The following is a 16,516-nucleotide window of genomic DNA, read 5'->3' on the forward strand; positions in this document are numbered from 1 at the left end:
GAGGCATATCGGTCGTGTTATGTGAGGGCTGTGTGCGAACCATCGATCTGCTGAACGGGCGTGTGAAACTGCGGCACTTGACGCTGGTCGTCGCCATCGCCGAGCACGGCGCCGTCTCCCACGCCGCCGACCATCTGCGCATCGCGCAGCCCGCGCTCACCCGCAGCCTCCGGGAGCTCGAACACATCCTGGGCGTGGACCTCTTCGTCCGCGGCCCGCGCGGCGTGCGGCCGACGCTCTACGGGGACGCCTTCCTGGAGCACGCGCGCGCCGTGCTGGCCGAGCTGCGCCGCGCCGGGGAGCGCATCACCGGGCTCGCCGACGGCGAGGTGGGCACGGTGACCATCGGCACCCTGCTCGCCGGGTCGAACGTCCTGCTGCCGCGGGCCATCGCCACCCTCAAGGAGGACCGGCCCGGCATCACCGTCGTCGTGCAGGAAGCCCCGTTCGACACGCAGATCCCCCGGCTCCTCGAAGGTGACATCGACCTGATCCTCGGCAGGCTCAACCCCATCGACGACCTGCCAGGGCTCCGCCAGATCACCCTCTACAGCGAGCCGGTCAGGCTGGTCGTGCGCCGCGGCCACCCCGCGCGGAGCGTCGACGGCCTCGCTCTCGGCGACCTCCTGGGCTTCCCCTGGGTGCTCCCGCTGGAACAGACCGCGCTCCGCCACGAACTCGAGCAGGTCTTCCATGCCGAGGGGCTGCCGCTGCCCGGCAATCGCACGGAGTGCACGTCGATCACGACCGTCCGTACCCTGCTGCAGACCACCGACATGATCGCGGCCATCCCCGAGTCCCTGGTCCGTACGGACGACGAGCTGGTCGCGCTGCCCATCCCGCTGTCCTCGGTGCGCCGTTCGGTCGGCATCACCCTGCCCGCCCGCGGATCGCTGACCCCGTCGGCGCGGATCATGCTGGAGCACCTCCACACGCACGCGGCCGAGATCACCGATCTGATGGAGGCGGAGGACGGCTGACCGCGGCGCGCGGTCGGTCCGGTCAAGGATGCCGGCAGGCCGGTCCGGTCAGGGATACTGGCGGCCATGCGCATCGATCTGGACCCCGCAGCCATGGACAGGAACTCCTTCTACAGGCTCCTGACCTCCGTGGTCGTCCCTCGCCCCATCGCGTGGGTCTCCACCGTCTCCCGCGACGGCTGCACCCCGAACCTCGCCCCCCATTCGTTCTTCACCATCGCCTGCGTCGCACCGCCCGTCGTGCAGTTCACCTCCGTCGGGCGGAAGGACACCCTGCGCAACGTCGAGGACACGGGTGAGTTCGTGGTCAACCTCGCCCCAGAACCGCTCTTCGAGAAGATCAACGCCACCGCGACCGACTTCCCGCCCGGCATCAGCGAGTTCGAGGCCGTCGGCGTCGAGACCGAGCCGAGCCTGCGGGTGAAGCCGCCGCGGGTCGCCGACTCGCCGGTGGCCCTGGAGTGCACGCTGCACAGCACGCTGTGCCTCGGCGACTCCACGGTCGTCCTGGGGCGGGTGGTGCACGCGGCCGTCTCCGAGGACGTGATGGACGGGCGGCACCCGGAGATCACCAGGCTGCGTCCGCTGTCCCGGCTCGGCAAGGACGAGTGGGGCGTGCATGGGGACGTGCTCGAGATCTCCCGCGTCCCGTACGCGGACTGGGACGACCGCCGGCGCGGCGACGCGGGCTGACGGGCCCCCGGCACCCGCCGTACGCACGACGTCCCACGGAGCGCAGCAGGTGCGCGCGCCGTGGGACGTCGTACGGGAGGGGCCGTACGGGAGCGGGGTCGCGTACGGGGGCGGGCCGTCTAACCCGCGGAGGCCGCCGCCCGCGGGTCGAGCCCCCCGGTCGCGACCAGCGCGAAGATCACGATGCCCAGCAGGATCCGGTAGATCACGAACGGCATGAAGCTCTTGGTGGTGATGAAGCGCATAAACCACGCAATTACCGCATATCCGACAGCGAACGCCACCAGCGTCGCGAAGATCGTCGGCCCCCAGGAGACATGCCCCTCGCCCGCGTCCTTCAGCTCGTACGCGCCGGAGGCCAGGACCGCCGGGATCGCCAGCAGGAAGGAATAGCGGGCCGCGGACTCGCGCGTGTAGCCCATGAGCAGACCGCCGCTGATCGTCGCGCCGGACCGGGAGACACCGGGGATCAGCGCCATGGCCTGGCACACGCCGTAGATCAGGCCGTCCCGGACGCCGAGGTCGGAGAGCGTCTTCCGCTCCTGCACGGCACGGTGCTTGGCGCCCTGCTCGTCGCGGGCGGCCAGCCGGTCCGCGACGCCCAGCACGATGCCCATCACGATCAGCGTGGTGGCGATGAGCCGCAGATCGCGGAAGGGGCCCTCGATCTGGTCCTTGAGCGTCACGCCCAGCACACCGATCGGGATCGAGCCGACGATCACCAGCCAGCCCATCTTGGCGTCGTGGTCGCTGCGCATCTCCTTGTCGAACAGCGACTTCGACCAGGCGCTGATGATCCGTGCGATGTCCTTGCGGAAGTAGATCAGCACGGCGGTCTCCGTGCCGATCTGGGTGATCGCCGTGAAGGCGGCGCCGGGGTCGTGCCAGTTCGCGAACGCCGCGGTCAGCCGCAGATGGGCGCTGGAGGAGATCGGCAGGAACTCGGTCAGCCCCTGGACGAGCCCGAGGATGAATGATTCGAACCATGTCATGACGGGGTGCGCTCGTCCTTGTGATCGTGATCGTCGGGGAGTTCGCCTAGATGCTATGGCCTCCGGGTGACGGCCATGACCGCCGGGGTCGCCTGTGGCGCATCAACAGCCGCGCCGCACGTGCTGTCCGGCCCCCCTGGACCGTCCGAACCGGCCTTGCCGGATCGTCAGTTCCGGTGCATCCGGCCGCGCTTGCGCCAGGCGACGGCGGCGCCCGCGATCCCCGTCACGGCGATGAACCCGGCGGCGGCGAGGAATGCGGGAGAGGCCGGTGTCGCGGCGCGGCTGCCCGCGATGGCGTACGCGGCCGTGTTCGGGATGCAGCCGATGCCGGTGGCCAGCAGGAACGGAAGCCAGCCCATCCGGGATACGGCGGCGCAGTAGTTGGCCGCGGCGAACGGCACACCGGGAAAGAGCCGTACGGCCAGCATCGAGCGGAAGCCGTGCCGGCTGAGCTGCCGGTCCGCGGCGACCAGGAAACGGGCACGCAGCAGCGGACGCAATGCGTCCTGCCCGAGGATCCGGCCGAGGCCGAAGGAGAGTCCCGCCCCGATCACCGTGCCCGCGACGGCGGCGGCCAGCCCGAACTGCGCGCCGAAGAGCGCTCCGGCCGCGAGGTTCAGGATCGGCCGCGGCACGAGCGCCGCGGTGCAGACCCCGTACGCGAGCGCGAACAGCACGACGGCGCCGCCGCCGGAGACACGCGGCCAGCCGTCGGTCAGCATCTGCTGCGGCTCGACGAGCACGACGGTGACGGCCGCGGCCGTGAGCAGGACGAGGAGCAGGGCCAGCCGCGCCCACGGCGACAACAGCGCCCTGGCGCAACGTGCGACCGCCCCCGGGGCCGTGACCTGCGGCGTCGCCGGGCCGGGACCCACGGGTGCGGGTCGTGACGGCTCTGCGGCCGCCGCAGCCGCAGTCAGGGGCTGCGGGCCGGGGACGGTGGGGGCTGGCATCCGGGGAGACTAACCGACATGTCGGTGCCTCGCCGTATGTTGGGGCCCATGCGATCCATCACAGCGGGGCCGGGGGAACCGGAGGGCGCGGCGGGCGGGAGCGGCGCGGGCGGCGCGAGCGGACGCGGGATCCCGGGCCCGGAGATCCCGCGGAGCGACCTCGCGGACACCGTGCTGGAGCGGCTCACCGAGATCTATGCGGCGGCCGCCGACCCCGAGCGGGCCGTGGGCGCGGCCGCGTACATGAAGCATGTAGCGCCCTTCCTCGGCATGCCCACCGCCGAGCGCCGGGCCCTCTCCCGTACGGTCCTCGCCGGTACGCCCCGGCCGGACGAGGCGGACTGCGCGGCGATCGCCCTGCGCTGCTGGGAGCTGCCCGAGCGCGAGTACCAGTACTTCGCGGCCGACTATCTGCGCCGCCATGTGAAGCGGTGCTCCTCGGACTTCCTGCCCGTCGCGCGCCGCCTCGTCGCGGACAAGTCCTGGTGGGACACCGTGGACACCCTCGCCGCGCATGTCGTCGGCCCGCTCGTCGCCGCCGACCCCCGGCTCGCGGCCGAGATGGACCGGTGGATCGCCGACGACGACCTCTGGATCGCCCGCACCGCCCTCCTGCACCAGCTCCGGTACAAGGACGCCACCGACACCGAGCGCCTCTTCGGCTACTGCCTGCGTCAGGCGGACCACCGCGACTTCTTCATCCGCAAGGCCATCGGCTGGGCGCTCCGGGAGTACGCCAAGACCGATCCCGGCGCGGTCCGTTCGTTCGTCGAGTCCGCCCAGGACCGGCTGGCGCCCCTCTCGGTCCGTGAGGCACTGAAGAACATCTGAGCCGCGGCCCGCCGCTCCACTGGCCCGAACGGGCCGTGCGCGCAAATTCGTTGGACGGTGCCGGCGCCTGCGGCGATCATTGGCGTCATGTTCCGGCACGCCTTCCTCGCGTCTCCGTCCGCAGTCGCGGACGCGCCGAAGGCTGCCCTCGCCGTGCAGGTGACGACTCCCTCGGCCCACGCCTCGCTCGCATCCCGGGCCGTCGCCGCCGTGGCCGCTGCCACGGCAGCCGCCGCCTCAGCTGCCGCGGTGGCCGCGGATGCCACCGTCACGGCGCCCCTCGGCGGCGCCCGAAGCTGACCCTTCCCGGAACGTCCGGCGGACCCCGCAGGGGGAGGGTCGGCCAGGTTCCCGGGGTCCCGCTCTCCGCTCACTTCCGAGGAAGAAGCCATGTCCAAGCAGGCATTCGTGCGCACCAAGCCGCACCTGAACATCGGCACCATGGGCCACGTCGACCACGGGAAGACCACCCTGACCGCCGCGATCACCAAGGTGCTCAGCTCCCGCGGCTCCGGGACGTTCGTGCCGTTCGACCGGATCGACCGGGCGCCCGAGGAGGCGGCGCGCGGCATCACCATCAACATCGCGCACGTCGAGTACGAGACGGACACCCGGCACTACGCGCACGTCGACATGCCCGGCCACGCCGACTACATCAAGAACATGGTCACCGGCGCCGCCCAGCTCGACGGCGCCATCCTCGTCGTCTCGGCACTCGACGGCATCATGCCGCAGACCGCCGAACACGTTCTGCTGGCCCGTCAGGTCGGCGTCGAGCACATCGTCGTCGCCCTCAACAAGTCCGACGCGGGCGACTCCGAGCTGACCGACCTGGTCGAGCTGGAAGTACGGGATCTGCTGTCGGCGCACGGGTACGACGGGGAGCACGCGCCCGTCGTACGGGTCTCCGGACTCCGCGCGCTGGAGGGCGACCCGCGCTGGACCGGTGCCGTGGAGGCGCTGCTCGACGCGGTCGACACCTACGTACCGACGCCGGAGCGCTACACGGACGCGCCGTTCCTGCTCCCCGTCGAGAACGTGCTCACCATCACCGGGCGCGGCACGGTCGTCACCGGGGCGGTCGAGCGCGGACAAGTGCGGGTCGGCGACCGGGTCGAGGTGCTCGGCGCGGACATCGAGACCGTCGTCACCGGACTCGAGACCTTCGGCAAGCCCATGGAGTCCGCGGAGGCGGGAGACAACGTGGCGCTGCTGCTGCGCGGTGTGCAACGCGACGCCGTCCGGCGTGGGCACGTCGTGGCAGCCACGGGGAGCGTCACGCCGCGACGCCGCTTCACGGCGGAGGTGTACGTGCTGTCGGCGGCCGAGGGCGGCCGGACCACTCCGGTCGCGACCGGCTACCGGCCGCAGTTCTACATCCGTACGGCGGACGCGGTCGGTGACGTCGACCTCGGCGAAGCCGCGGTCGTCCGGCCCGGGGACACCGTCACCATGACGGTGGAGCTGGGCCGCGAGGTGCCCCTGGAGCCCGGCCTCGGCTTCGCCATCCGTGAAGGCGGACGCACGGTGGGCGCGGGCACGGTCCTCACGGTCGCGGACTGACGCGGCGTACGGCGCGCCCGCGCCCGCGCCCGGTCACCCGGACCGACGCGGTTGCGAAGGCAGGACGCAGGACGCAGGAACGCAGTACGCGGGCCCCCGGCGGCTCAACAGCCGCCGGGGGCCTTCCGCCTGGCCTTCCGCTCGGCCTCCCCTCGGCCTTCCGCTCGGCCTTCCGCCTGGCCGTGACCTTGGCGGGAGCGGCGTACTCGCCGGCCAGGCCGCGCGTCACACGGTGCGGTCGGACGGCCTGCCGGGGTGCGCGGTGCGTACGTGCGGTGCCAGGTCGTGCCGGGCCATCAGGAGACCGGTCCACGGATCCGCCTGCCACCGCCGGCTGGAGCGGGCGGTGGCAGGCGGTGCGTGCCGCGGACCGGGCGGGCGACAACGGGGGGTGTCACTCGCTCGCCGGTCTACGGCCGTTGTGGGGCGATTCCCGCGTCGGGCCGAGCGGTTGTCGCCGTTTGTCCATCCGTCCGGGAGATGTGGTCAGGAGCGGACTTCCCTCTTATCGGCCCCGGGTGAGCGGGAAAGCCGAAAGAGTTCGGCGTTCGGATGGTGCGGAAGGGGAGTGTAGCCCCGGTCGTCCGTCCTCGGCCTCTCGTGACTTGTGACCCCATTGCGGCTCTCTTGTCACCACAGCGCCGCGGTCGCCTGCGCCTCGCCGCGTGCGGCTGTCCGGACCGGGCTCCGCTGCGCCGACGCAGAACGGGGACCGGCGCAGGGTCCGCATGGGCTACCGCGTTACGGCGCTCCCGGCCATGATTCGACGAGCTGTGCCGCCGGTTCGGCGGCCGGCCGATGACGGCGGGAGAGCGGGAGGAACGCGTGTGAAGACGACGGCACTTGTCCTCGGGGGCGGCGGCATCACCGGAGTCGGCTGGGAAGCCGGCATGCTCGCCGGACTCGCCGCGGCCGGAGTGGACGTGAGTACGGCGGCCACCGTGATCGGAACCTCCGCGGGGTCCGTCGTCGGCGCCCAGCTCACCTCCGGCCGCCTCACGCCGGCCGAGCTGTACGAGCGCCAACTCGCCGATTCCACGGGCGAGATCGGGGCGCGCTTGAGGAAGGCGACGGTCGCCCGGTACGCCCTCGCCGTCCTCCTCTCCCGTGACACCGAGGCGTTCGGCGCCCGGATCGGCCGTCTCGCCCTGTCCGCGAGGACACCGGCCGAGCCCGAGCGGCGAGCCGTCATCGAGCAGCGGCTCCTCTCGCACGACTGGCCGGCCCGCCGCCTGGTGATCACGGCGGTGAACGCGGCCACAGGGGAGTTCGCGGCCTTCGACGACTCCAGCGGGGTGGGACTCGTCGACGCGGTGACCGCCAGTTGCGCCGTTCCGGGAGTCTGGCCGCCGACCACCATCGACGGCGACCGCTGGATCGACGGCGGCATTCGGTCGGTCGTCAACGCCGATCTCGCCGCCGGGCACGACCGGGTCGTGATCCTGGCGCCGATGGCCCGGGGCGGCGGTCCCCTTCCGAGCGCCGGGGCACAGGCCGCGCAACTCACCTCCGCCGGAGCACGCGTCGTCCTGATCACTCCGGACAGCGCGGCTCGCGCCGCCATCGGGCGCAACCCCCTCGACCCCGCGCGCCGCGCGTCCGCCGCACGCGCGGGACACGCCCAGGCGGCCGCGCACGCGGAGGCGGTCGCGAGGGTGTGGACGGGCTGAACCCCTCGGCCGGTGACCCGAGGTGCGGCATCAAAGGACGTTCAGCGGCGTGGAGTTCGGACCGGCCGCGCGACGCTCTCAGGGCTCCGCACCGTAGCGGGCCGCCAGCTCGTGAACCGTCCGGGCGACCGCCTCGCGCAGCTCGGGCGGGTGCAGGACCTCGGCCTCCCTCCCGAGGCGCAGCAGGTCCCCGACGGCTACGGTCTGCGACTCGACGGGGATCTCCACCCGCACCCAGCCGTCAGGGTCAGCCGGCTCCGCGTCCTCCAGCGCTTGCGCACCCGGCGCACCGAACAGCATCGGCAGGAGCTGCCCGCCGCGCGGCGAGATGCGCAGCCGCGCCGTTCCCTTGAACCGTGCCGCCTCCAGGCGCCGCGTGGCGTCCTCCCAGTGCCCGGCGAGATCGAACCCGGCCGGGCGCTCGAAGCACGCCCCGGGGGCGTCGACGGCGAGGAAGCGGGCTATGCGATAGGTGCGGATCGACGCGGCCGCCTGCTCCGGGTCCCGGTCCTCGGCCGGGTCGGCCCGCCCCAACTCGGCTCCCTGCTCGGCTTGTTGCTCCCCTGTCCGAGCCGGTGGTGGTGTCGCCCGTGGCCGCGCGCCCGCCCGCGCGACGACGTACCAGATCCCGCTCTTGAGCACGACGCCGAGCGGATGCAGCTCCCGGTGCACCTCACCGCTCCAGCGCCGGTAGTGGACGTGCAGCACCCGCTGGTCCCACACGGCGTGCGCCACGTCCCCCAGGAACGGGACCGGTTCGGCGTCCCGGAACCATCCCGGCGCGTCCAGATGGAAACGGTCCTCGATGCGCCGGGTGCGCTCGGCGAGACCGGCCGGCAAGGCGGCCTGCAGTTTCAGCCGCGCGGTCGCCAGAACGGCCCCGAGTCCCAGGTCCCGCGCGGGTCCCGGCGTTCCGACGAGGAACAGCGCTCCCGCCTCCGCATCGGTCAGACCCGTCAGCCGGGTGCGGTACCCCTCCATCAAGCGGAAGCCGCCGGCCGGGCCTCGGTCGGCGTGCACCGGGACACCCGACGCGCTGAGCGCTTCGACGTCGCGGTAGACCGTACGGACGGACACCTCCAGCTCGCGGGCCAGCTCGGGAGCGGTCATCCGTCCGCGGTTCTGCAGCAGAAGCAGCAACGAGAGCAGCCGGTCAGCACGCATGGACGCATCCTTCTCCGTACCTGACAGGAGATGTCAGGTAGCGAACCTAACGTGATCGGCGGCCGTCCGGACCCCTCCGTACGCGCCGTCCGGCATATCCACGATCGACATATCCGCAAACCGACGTACCCGCAGTCCGGTGCATCCGCCGGCCGGAACAGACCGCTGACCGGAACAGAAAGGGCACCCATGCCGCAGACCACAGGCCACTTCATCTCCGCCGACTGGGAGGAGCGCCCGGCCGGGACCGGGGGAGAGCGCCCCGCCCTCGCTCACGCCTCGGTGACCAACACCTTCTCCGGCGGGATCCGGGCCACCGGAACCACCTGCGCGTACGCAATCGTCTACGTGACCGAGGCGACCGGCACCTTCTCCGGCATGCAGGTCCTGAGCGGGAGTCTCGACGGGCGCGCAGGCGCCTTCGCGCTCGAGGAGCGCGGCTCGTTCGGCGCCGACGGCACGCTGCGCTGCACCTTCGAGGTCGTCCCCGGGTCGGGCACGGGAGAGCTGGCAGGGCTCCGCGGAAGCGGCGACTTCACCACGCGGCAGGGCGAGGCATCGGTTCCCTACGCCTTCACCTACGACTACGACCGTGACAAGGACCGACCCGCGACAGGGACTGACCCGCGACAGGGACAGACCGGGCGGTGACCCGCCCCGACGAGAGAGCGCGCACGACATGAACTACTACGACACCTTGATCGCGGTGGCGGACGACTGCCCCGTCACGGCCGGCGCAGAGCCGCCCCTGCGCGGCGGCAGGAAGACCGTCGCCGTGCTGCAGTACGAGATGCTCGCGGAGGGAACGGAACGGCTCACGCAGGAAGACGTGCTCTTCCTGTCCTGGCTGCGGCGGCAGCCCCGGGCCGACGAGATCACGGAGGCGGAGACGGCCGCCCTGCGGGCGGAGTTCTTCTCCAGGGACCAGCCGTGCCTGCGCACGTCGCCCCTCCCGAAGACGTACGGCTTCGGGCTGCTCTTCGACGCCGACGGGGTGGTGTCGCTCTGCCCCATGGAGTCCGATGAGTACCGGCGCATCGTCGGGGGCGCCGGGGACGTCCGGGTCGTCGCGGCCATGCGCTCGGCGCGCCGCCGCTGATCCGGCGGACCGCTGATCCCGCGCGTGGCCGTTCCGGGGTCTTGAGGGACCGGCCAAGGGGGCCTGCGACCCGGCCGCTCCCGCTCCCCGGGACAATGGAGCCGTGGACGTGCCGATTCCCGTGACCCGGGCCGTGGATTCCGGAACCGCCAAGCTGATGCCCGATGTCGACCGGCGGAGGGCCTGGCTGCTCACGGTCGACGACGCACCCCAGTCGTACGTCGATCTCGACGACCCGTCACACCTGGAGTTCGAGTACACGCGGCGGATCGCCCATGTCCTCGACGCCGTGATCGACAGGGCGCCCGGCCCGGAGGATCCGGTCGGCGTCGTCCACCTCGGCGGCGGCGCGCTCACCTTGCCGCGCTACGTGGCCTCGGCCCGCCCCGGCGCGCGGCAGACCGTGATCGAGGCCGACCGGGCCCTGCTCGAACTCGTCGCCGACGTCCTGCCGTTGCCGCCGGACAGCGGGATCGAGCTTCGCGGCGAGGACGCCCGGACGTGGCTGGAGAGCGCCCGGCCGCAGCAGGCGGACGTCCTCGTCGCCGATGTCTTCGGCGGCTCGCGCGTGCCGGCCCACCTCACCTCGGTCGAGTACGCCCGGCTCGCCGCCCGCGTCCTCCGCCCCGGCGGCGTCTACGTCGCGAACCTCGCCGACGCGGCCCCGTTCGCGTTTCTCGGGTCCCAACTCGCCAACCTGGCAGAGGCGTTCGGTCATCTCGCGCTGATCGCCGAGCCGTCAGTGCTGCGGGGGCGGCGCTTCGGCAACGCCGTACTGGTCGCCTCGGACGGCGAACTGCCGGTGCTGGAGCTGGCCCGCCGTACGGCGGCCGACGCCTTCCCCGCGCGCGTGGAGCACGGCCTCGCCCTGGACCGCCTCCGGGCGGGAGCCCGTCCGGTCCACGACGCGGACGCCGTGCCCTCGCCGGAGCCGCCGGACGGCGCGTTCAGCATCGGCTGAACGTCCTCGGTCCCGGCCTGTTCCGGTCGGTGATCCGGACGGTTCCCGTCGGCGGGCGCCTCAGGGGCGGGCAGGGGACCCGGTGGACTCCGACGCTCCCGCCGGGGGCTCGCACGGCTCCGACGCCCCGGCTACCCCGCCCTTCGCCGGAGCAGACCCGGTCCCGGCGTCCCCGCGCCGACGCAGGCGGCGTACGTCCGGGACCGTCAGAACGGCCGCCGTCAGCAGGGCGACCAGCGCCGAGCACCCCCAGAGCGCGGCCTCACGCCCGAACACGTCCGCCGCGGGTCCCGACAGGGCCGTGGCGACCGGGACCATGGCGACCGAGCCGAACCAGTCGTACGAGGAGACCCGCGACAGCTTCTCCTCCGGGATCTCCTGGTGCAGGGCCATCATCCAGGTCACCGCGAACACCTCGACCGAGACACCGGCGACGAGCATCACGGCCGTCAGCGCAGGTGCCGGGAGGGGGACCGCGAGTGCGGCCGACGGCAGGGCGAGCGGGAAGATGCTCAGCGTGCCGGCGAGGAGGATGCGGTCCGGCTTCCAGCGGGTCATCACCAGCGCACCGCACACGGTGCCCGCGCCGAACGCCGCGAGGGCCAGGCCCCACGGACCGGCGCCGCCCAGGTGGTCGCGAGCGACCAGGGGGCCGTAGACCGCCTCCGCCGCGCCGACGACCGCGTTGATCACCGCGAACTGGCACACGATGCTCCACAGCCAGGGGCGGCCCACGACCTCCCGCCAGCCGTCCCGGAGGTCGTGCAGCAGCCCGGCGCGCCGCACCCGTGCGGGAATGTGGCTGACGTCGAGGAAGGCGCGCAGTCCGCCCGCGACGGCGAAGGCGGCCGCGTCGACGGCGAGTACCCAGCCGGGTCCGACGGTGGCGACGAGCGCGCCGCCGAGCGCTGCCCCGCCGATGTTCGCGCCGTTCATACCCATGCGGAAGAAGGCGAACGCCCGGCCCGCCTGTTCGCCGGAGACGGTGGAGAGCACCATGCCCTCCGCCGCCGGGGCGAAGAACGCCTGTCCGGTGCCGCCGAGCGCCGACAGCAGCGCCATCTGCCACAGCTGCGGATCGCCGGAGAGGACGAGAACGGCGAACGCGCCCTGCGAGACACAGGTGGCGGCGTTGGCGGTGACCATGACACGGTGCCGCGGCAGCCGGTCCGCGACCGCGCCGCCGATCAGCAGGAAGACGACGAGAGGGACCGTACGGGCGGCCGCCACGAGCCCGACGTCCGTTCCGTCGCCCCCGCACTGGAGCACGGCGAACGCCGCCGCGATCATGGCTCCGGAGTGCCCGAGGCCCGTGATCACGGCGGCGGCCGTGAGCAGGGTGTAGTTCCGCCCGGCCCAGGCAGGGCGGCGGCGCGGGGTGCGTGAACTCACGTCAGGACTGTCCTCGTGGCCGGCTCCGGTGGCAACTCGTTTTTCCGTCCCGCCGATTCGGGCGGCAGCGGCGCGGGACGGAGACTCGTCCAGGGCCCTGCGCGCAACGGCGTCCGGGCCGCGTCCGGGCGCCCGGTCCCCGCGTACGGACTGCGCTAGGGGCGCGGGGACCGGGGCGCGGTCGCTCGCGCCCCGGTCACGACAGGCTCAAGGACCGGCTCAGGAGGTGGTCTTGAGCGGACGCAGCGAGTTCATGACTTTCTTGATCGTCGCGTCCGGGATCTCGCCCTTGACGCCCTTCGCCGCGTACAGCGACCAGATCGCCAGGTCCCCGTTCTCGGCCTTGTACGCGACCGTGAAGGACTTGCCGTCGGAGGAGCACTTGTCGGTCTTCTTCACGCCCGTGACCGTGGCCGAGGAGGTGAAGCCGGTGAGCCCGTGCTCGCTGGAGAACGGCTTGGCCTTGGTGACCTTGCGCGTGCCCGTCTCTCGCTGGTCGTACCCGGCGTAGACCCACATCTCGGCCGCGTCCTGCGCGGCGTTGGCCGTACTCCTCGCACCCTGCGCGCCCTTGGTCCCGGCCGCACCGAGGGCGGTGCTGGACTCGTAGCCGCTCTCCGACTTGGACGTGCACCACTTCTTGTCGGCGAATGCGGGAGCGGACATGACGATGAGCGCCCGCGGGAAGTCGGACTTGTCCTTGGAGTCCTCGAAGCCGATGGAGGTCCCCTGGGACTCCACCGACCACTCCTGCGGGACGTCGAAGACGTTCTGCCGCTTGGCGTTGACCACGGTCTTCCAGCCCGGGACGACCGGCTCGACCTCCGTGTCGCTGCCGCCGCGCGGATTGTCCAGCTCGTCCTCGCCGGACGGCTCCTCCTCCGGCGACTTCTCCGCCGACGGCACCGTCCTGCCGGGCTTCCGGTCCTTCTGCGCGTCGTCGGTCCTCGCGTCGTCGCCCCCCAGGACGACGACTCCGGTGATGACAGCGGCGGCCACCACGGCGGCGGCGGTGACGATCGCGATCGTCGCGACCTTCTTGTTCCGGCCGCCCTGCGGCGGCTGCGGCGGGCCGGGAGGTACGCCCTGGTTCCACTGCGGCGCCGGGGTCTGCTGATACGGATTCGGCTGCTGATACCCCTGCTGCTGATAGGGGTTCTGCTGGTGATATCCCGGCTGCTGATACGGATTCGCGTGCGGATCCTGCGGGTTCTGCTCGCCCCCGGGCGGCTGCTGTCCTTGCCACATGGCCCGTAACAATAGAGGGGTCGCACATCGCCTGCCACGGGCCCCTCCACAGGCTTGCTACTCGCTGGTAACGTAACTGCCATGTCCGAGACCATGCCGTCGATCGGCGAGATGCTGGCGGCCACCGTTCCGATGGCCCGCACCCTGAACCTCGAGTTCCTCGAGACCACGGCGGAGCGTGCCGTACTGCGGCTGCCCGACCAGTCCGAATTCCACAACCACGTCGGCGGACCGCACGCCGGCGCGATGTTCACGCTCGCCGAGTCGGCCAGCGGTGCCATCGTGCTGGCCGCCTTCGGCGAGCAGCTCACGCGGGCGGTGCCCCTCGCCGTACGGGCCGAGATCGGCTACAAGAAGCTCGCCATGGGCCCGGTCACCGCCACCGCGACCCTCGGCCGCACGATCGCCGATGTCGTCGCCGAACTCGACGCGGGGCAGCGCCCCGAGTTCCCGGTGGGCATCGAGATCACGCGCGAGGACGGCGCGGTGACCGGTGAGATGACCGTGGTGTGGACCCTGCGGCCCAACAAGTGACCCCGTCCCGCATGTGATCCGCTCGAGCAGGTGATCCGCCGCCCCGGTCGCCTCTCGCCGAGGACCGGCCGGGGTACGGATCCGCCCGGACCCGGGCGATCGCGCCGGGCGGGCAGGTGACTCCGTCCGGTCCGCGTGATCACCTCGCCCTCGGGTGATCGACTTCCCGTGATCGACCGCTGCGCGTGATCGACCGCTTCCCGCGATCGACCGCCGCGCGTGAGCGCGGCCCTCCGCACCGCTCGATCCGCCCCGCTCGATCCCGTCCCGATCACCCGCCGGCCCGTTCGTTTCGGCCGCTGCGGGGCTCGCACAGGAGTTTCCCCGGATCCAGTAGGCTGCCCGGGACCGCCTGCGCGCCGCTCGCCGGGCACTGTGGAAAGACAACGGGGAGGACCGGCCTTGCACGTCCAGGAGTGGCTCGAGACCGTTCCCGCGCTCAGCATCTACCTGCTCGTCGGCGTCGTCATCGGCCTCGAAAGCCTCGGCATTCCGCTGCCCGGTGAGATCATCCTCGTCAGTTCCGCGCTGCTGGCCTCCCAGCACGGCGAGATCGACCCCGTGATCCTGGGTGCCTGCGCCACGACCGGCGCGATCGTCGGCGACTCCATCGGCTACGCCATCGGACGCAGGGGCGGCAAGCCGCTGCTGACGTGGCTCGGCGGGAAGTTCCCCAAGCATTTCGGTCCGCATCACATCGCCTCGGCCGAGCGGTCCTTCGAGCGGTGGGGCATGTGGGCGGTCTTCTTCGGCCGCTTCGTCGCCCTGCTGCGGATCTTCGCCGGGCCGCTCGCGGGCGTGCTGCGCATGCCGTACTGGAAGTTCCTCATCGCCAACGTGCTCGGCGGCATCGTCTGGGCCGGCGGCACGACCGCGGTCATCTACTCCGTGGGCGTGGTCGCCGAGGCGTGGCTGAAGCGGTTCTCCTGGGTCGGGTTCGGCGTGGCGCTGCTCTTCGGCATCATCTCGTTCCTGGTCATGAAGAACCGGGCGAAGAAGGCCGCGGCACGGTTCGAGCTGGAGGCCCAGGGCGAGCTCACGGGCAAGGAGCCCGCCCGCACCGGCGACTGAGGACGGTGCGGGAGACGGGAACGGGCCCGGCCTGCCGGACATGTACAGGTCATCCACGGTGCCCCGCGCTGTGATCTTCGTCTACCCGCGCTCCGCGCCGCCCTTCGCCGGTCTACCGTGCCCCTGACGAGACCGAGCGGAAACGAGGCGGGAGAGACGATGGCGCACGAGGCACTGATCGCGGGCATCGGCGGCAAGGAACCGAAGATCGACCCGTCGGCGTACGTCGCGCCCACGTCCGTCGTCATCGGGGACGTGACGGTGGCCTCCGGCGCCAGTGTCTGGTACCACACGGTCCTGCGCGCCGACGGCGACACCATCACCCTCGGCGCCGACAGCAACATCCAGGACAACTGCACGGTGCATGTCGACCCCGGATTTCCCGCCACCATCGGCGAGCGCGTGTCCGTCGGGCACAACGCCGTCCTGCACGGCTGCACCGTCGAGGACGACGTCCTGATCGGCATGGGCGCGACCGTGCTCAACGGGGCCGTCATCGGGGCGGGTTCGCTGGTGGCCGCCCAGGCGCTCGTACCGCAGGGCATGCAGGTGCCCCCGGGCTCGCTCGTCGCCGGAGTGCCCGCGAAGGTGAAGCGTCAGCTCACCGACGAGGAGCGGGAGGGCGTCACCTTCAATGCCACGGCGTACGTGGACCTCGCCACGGCACACCGCGACGCCATCGGCGGGGGCACGGCGGCGAGTTGAGCCTGCCGGCGGTACCCGTGCGAACGCCCCAGTTCGCAAGCGCCGGAAACCGTCCGTGTTTGCTGCCGTGAGGAGCGGCAACGCGGACACCATGACTGACAAGAAGACGACGAACGCGAACGGCACCGCCCGCAAGTCCTCGGCCACCGCCGGGTCCCGTAAGTCCTCGACGACCGCGGCCGCGCGCAAGTCCACGGCCAATGCCACGGCGAGGAAGTCGACCGCGAAGGCCAAGGCCGCCGCGGACAAGGCGCGTGACACGGCCAAGGACACCGCCGAGGACACCAAGAGCGGGACGGAGAGCACGGCCCGTAAGGCCACCGCGCGGGCGAGCGGCGCCACGACGCAGGCGGCACGCAAGACCTCGGCCGCCGTGAGCGCCGCCGGGACCACGATGAAGCGTCATGCGGTCACGGCGAGCACCAAGGCGAGCGCCGCCGGCCACACGCTGGCCGACGCGCCCAAGAAGGCCGGGGCGACGGCCGGTACGGCCTGGAAGCTGATCCGGGCCCGTAAGGCCATCGCCGCCGCCGGTGGCGCGGGCATCGCGCTCATCGGTGCCGCCTCGGTCTTCGTACGGCAGCGGGCCAAGCGCCGTCGCAGCACGCTCGCGCGGCTGACCGGCGGGCGCCTGGGCGCCTGAGCGCCCGCCCCTCC

18 protein-coding genes are annotated in these 16,516 nt (G+C 72.3%); 13 read left to right on the forward strand and 5 right to left on the reverse strand.

The features are described from left to right. Positions 1-32 precede the first annotated feature (32 nt). Positions 33-980 (forward strand): LysR substrate-binding domain-containing protein, encoded by a 948-nt coding sequence (locus ABZ822_RS22565; RefSeq protein ID WP_360856966.1) that lies wholly within the window; start codon positions 33-35, stop codon positions 978-980. 66 nt (positions 981-1,046) lie between these two features. Next, positions 1,047-1,673, forward strand: a complete 627-nt coding sequence (locus ABZ822_RS22570) for a flavin reductase family protein (RefSeq protein ID WP_360856969.1) — start codon at positions 1,047-1,049, stop codon at positions 1,671-1,673. 119 nt (positions 1,674-1,792) lie between these two features. On the opposite strand, the gene ABZ822_RS22575 is transcribed toward ABZ822_RS22570, so the two are convergent. Further along, the gene (locus tag ABZ822_RS22575; RefSeq protein WP_360856972.1) at positions 1,793-2,665 is read right to left on the reverse strand and encodes an undecaprenyl-diphosphate phosphatase; all 873 of its coding nucleotides are present in this window, start codon (positions 2,663-2,665) and stop codon (positions 1,793-1,795) included. Between the two features lie 167 nt (positions 2,666-2,832). Further along, a complete protein-coding gene (locus tag ABZ822_RS22580) occupies positions 2,833-3,621 on the reverse strand; it encodes a TVP38/TMEM64 family protein (protein ID WP_360856975.1) in 789 nt (262 codons plus the stop codon). A gap of 48 nt (positions 3,622-3,669) precedes the next feature. On the opposite strand from ABZ822_RS22580, the gene ABZ822_RS22585 reads away from it, so the two are divergent. From ABZ822_RS22585 to ABZ822_RS22600, 4 genes are all read left to right on the forward strand, one after another. After that, positions 3,670-4,452 carry a DNA alkylation repair protein gene (locus ABZ822_RS22585; RefSeq protein WP_360856978.1) on the forward strand — a complete coding sequence of 261 codons (783 nt, stop codon included), beginning with the start codon at positions 3,670-3,672 and terminating at the stop codon, positions 4,450-4,452. Positions 4,453-4,539: 87 nt separating this feature from the next. Further along, positions 4,540-4,752, forward strand: a complete 213-nt coding sequence (locus ABZ822_RS22590) for a hypothetical protein (RefSeq protein WP_360856981.1) — start codon at positions 4,540-4,542, stop codon at positions 4,750-4,752. Between the two features lie 90 nt (positions 4,753-4,842). Then, positions 4,843-6,015 (forward strand): elongation factor Tu, encoded by a 1,173-nt coding sequence (gene tuf, locus ABZ822_RS22595; RefSeq protein WP_360856985.1) that lies wholly within the window; start codon positions 4,843-4,845, stop codon positions 6,013-6,015. An 827-nt stretch (positions 6,016-6,842) separates the two neighbouring features. Then, positions 6,843-7,685, forward strand: a complete 843-nt coding sequence (locus tag ABZ822_RS22600) for a patatin-like phospholipase family protein (protein ID WP_360856988.1) — start codon at positions 6,843-6,845, stop codon at positions 7,683-7,685. A 78-nt stretch (positions 7,686-7,763) separates the two neighbouring features. On the opposite strand, the gene ABZ822_RS22605 is transcribed toward ABZ822_RS22600, so the two are convergent. Then, positions 7,764-8,849, reverse strand: a complete 1,086-nt coding sequence (locus ABZ822_RS22605) for a WYL domain-containing protein (protein ID WP_360856991.1) — start codon at positions 8,847-8,849, stop codon at positions 7,764-7,766. Positions 8,850-9,038: 189 nt separating this feature from the next. Between ABZ822_RS22605 and ABZ822_RS22610 the strand changes: the two genes are divergently transcribed. From ABZ822_RS22610 to ABZ822_RS22620, 3 genes are all read left to right on the forward strand, one after another. Next, positions 9,039-9,500, forward strand: a complete 462-nt coding sequence (locus tag ABZ822_RS22610) for a DUF3224 domain-containing protein (protein ID WP_360856994.1) — start codon at positions 9,039-9,041, stop codon at positions 9,498-9,500. 28 nt (positions 9,501-9,528) lie between these two features. Further along, entirely contained in the window at positions 9,529-9,948 is a 420-nt protein-coding gene (locus ABZ822_RS22615; protein WP_360856997.1) for a DUF6157 family protein, read from the forward strand. Between the two features lie 103 nt (positions 9,949-10,051). Beyond that, positions 10,052-10,909, forward strand: coding sequence for a fused MFS/spermidine synthase (locus ABZ822_RS22620; protein WP_360857000.1), 858 nt, complete (start codon positions 10,052-10,054; stop codon positions 10,907-10,909). Positions 10,910-10,969: 60 nt separating this feature from the next. On the opposite strand, the gene ABZ822_RS22625 is transcribed toward ABZ822_RS22620, so the two are convergent. Both ABZ822_RS22625 and ABZ822_RS22630 read right to left on the reverse strand, forming a co-directional pair. Continuing rightward, a complete protein-coding gene (locus tag ABZ822_RS22625; protein ID WP_360857003.1) occupies positions 10,970-12,301 on the reverse strand; it encodes an MFS transporter in 1,332 nt (443 codons plus the stop codon). Positions 12,302-12,520: 219 nt separating this feature from the next. Continuing rightward, complete coding sequence (locus tag ABZ822_RS22630; RefSeq protein ID WP_360857005.1) at positions 12,521-13,549, reverse strand: hypothetical protein; 1,029 nt, start codon at positions 13,547-13,549, stop codon at positions 12,521-12,523. Positions 13,550-13,630: 81 nt separating this feature from the next. Here ABZ822_RS22630 and ABZ822_RS22635 point away from each other — a divergent pair, with 81 nt between their 5' ends. The 4 genes from ABZ822_RS22635 to ABZ822_RS22650 all read left to right on the forward strand — a co-directional run bounded on the left by ABZ822_RS22635 (position 13,631) and on the right by ABZ822_RS22650 (position 16,502). Then, entirely contained in the window at positions 13,631-14,083 is a 453-nt protein-coding gene (locus ABZ822_RS22635) for a DUF4442 domain-containing protein (RefSeq protein WP_360857008.1), read from the forward strand. Between the two features lie 402 nt (positions 14,084-14,485). Beyond that, a complete protein-coding gene (locus ABZ822_RS22640; RefSeq protein WP_360857011.1) occupies positions 14,486-15,154 on the forward strand; it encodes a DedA family protein in 669 nt (222 codons plus the stop codon). Positions 15,155-15,313: 159 nt separating this feature from the next. Then, a complete protein-coding gene (locus tag ABZ822_RS22645) occupies positions 15,314-15,859 on the forward strand; it encodes a gamma carbonic anhydrase family protein (RefSeq protein WP_360857014.1) in 546 nt (181 codons plus the stop codon). A 91-nt stretch (positions 15,860-15,950) separates the two neighbouring features. Further along, positions 15,951-16,502 carry a hypothetical protein gene (locus ABZ822_RS22650; RefSeq protein ID WP_360857017.1) on the forward strand — a complete coding sequence of 184 codons (552 nt, stop codon included), beginning with the start codon at positions 15,951-15,953 and terminating at the stop codon, positions 16,500-16,502. The last annotated feature ends 14 nt before the right edge of the window (positions 16,503-16,516 follow it).

This window comes from Streptomyces sp. NPDC047108 (genome assembly GCF_040643575.1).
Classification (GTDB): domain Bacteria; phylum Actinomycetota; class Actinomycetes; order Streptomycetales; family Streptomycetaceae; genus Streptomyces.

Coding starts and splice junctions, on each gene's coding strand:
- ABZ822_RS22605 (WP_360856991.1), bottom strand. CDS start 8,849: ATGCGTGCTGACCGGCTGCTCTCGTTGCTGCTTCTGCTGCAGAACCGC.
- ABZ822_RS22585 (WP_360856978.1), top strand. CDS start 3,670: ATGCGATCCATCACAGCGGGGCCGGGGGAACCGGAGGGCGCGGCGGGC.
- ABZ822_RS22630 (WP_360857005.1), bottom strand. CDS start 13,549: ATGTGGCAAGGACAGCAGCCGCCCGGGGGCGAGCAGAACCCGCAGGAT.
- ABZ822_RS22590 (WP_360856981.1), top strand. CDS start 4,540: ATGTTCCGGCACGCCTTCCTCGCGTCTCCGTCCGCAGTCGCGGACGCG.
- ABZ822_RS22570 (WP_360856969.1), top strand. CDS start 1,047: ATGCGCATCGATCTGGACCCCGCAGCCATGGACAGGAACTCCTTCTAC.
- tuf (WP_360856985.1), top strand. CDS start 4,843: ATGTCCAAGCAGGCATTCGTGCGCACCAAGCCGCACCTGAACATCGGC.
- ABZ822_RS22635 (WP_360857008.1), top strand. CDS start 13,631: ATGTCCGAGACCATGCCGTCGATCGGCGAGATGCTGGCGGCCACCGTT.
- ABZ822_RS22610 (WP_360856994.1), top strand. CDS start 9,039: ATGCCGCAGACCACAGGCCACTTCATCTCCGCCGACTGGGAGGAGCGC.
- ABZ822_RS22580 (WP_360856975.1), bottom strand. CDS start 3,621: ATGCCAGCCCCCACCGTCCCCGGCCCGCAGCCCCTGACTGCGGCTGCG.
- ABZ822_RS22615 (WP_360856997.1), top strand. CDS start 9,529: ATGAACTACTACGACACCTTGATCGCGGTGGCGGACGACTGCCCCGTC.
- ABZ822_RS22575 (WP_360856972.1), bottom strand. CDS start 2,665: ATGACATGGTTCGAATCATTCATCCTCGGGCTCGTCCAGGGGCTGACC.
- ABZ822_RS22645 (WP_360857014.1), top strand. CDS start 15,314: ATGGCGCACGAGGCACTGATCGCGGGCATCGGCGGCAAGGAACCGAAG.
- ABZ822_RS22650 (WP_360857017.1), top strand. CDS start 15,951: ATGACTGACAAGAAGACGACGAACGCGAACGGCACCGCCCGCAAGTCC.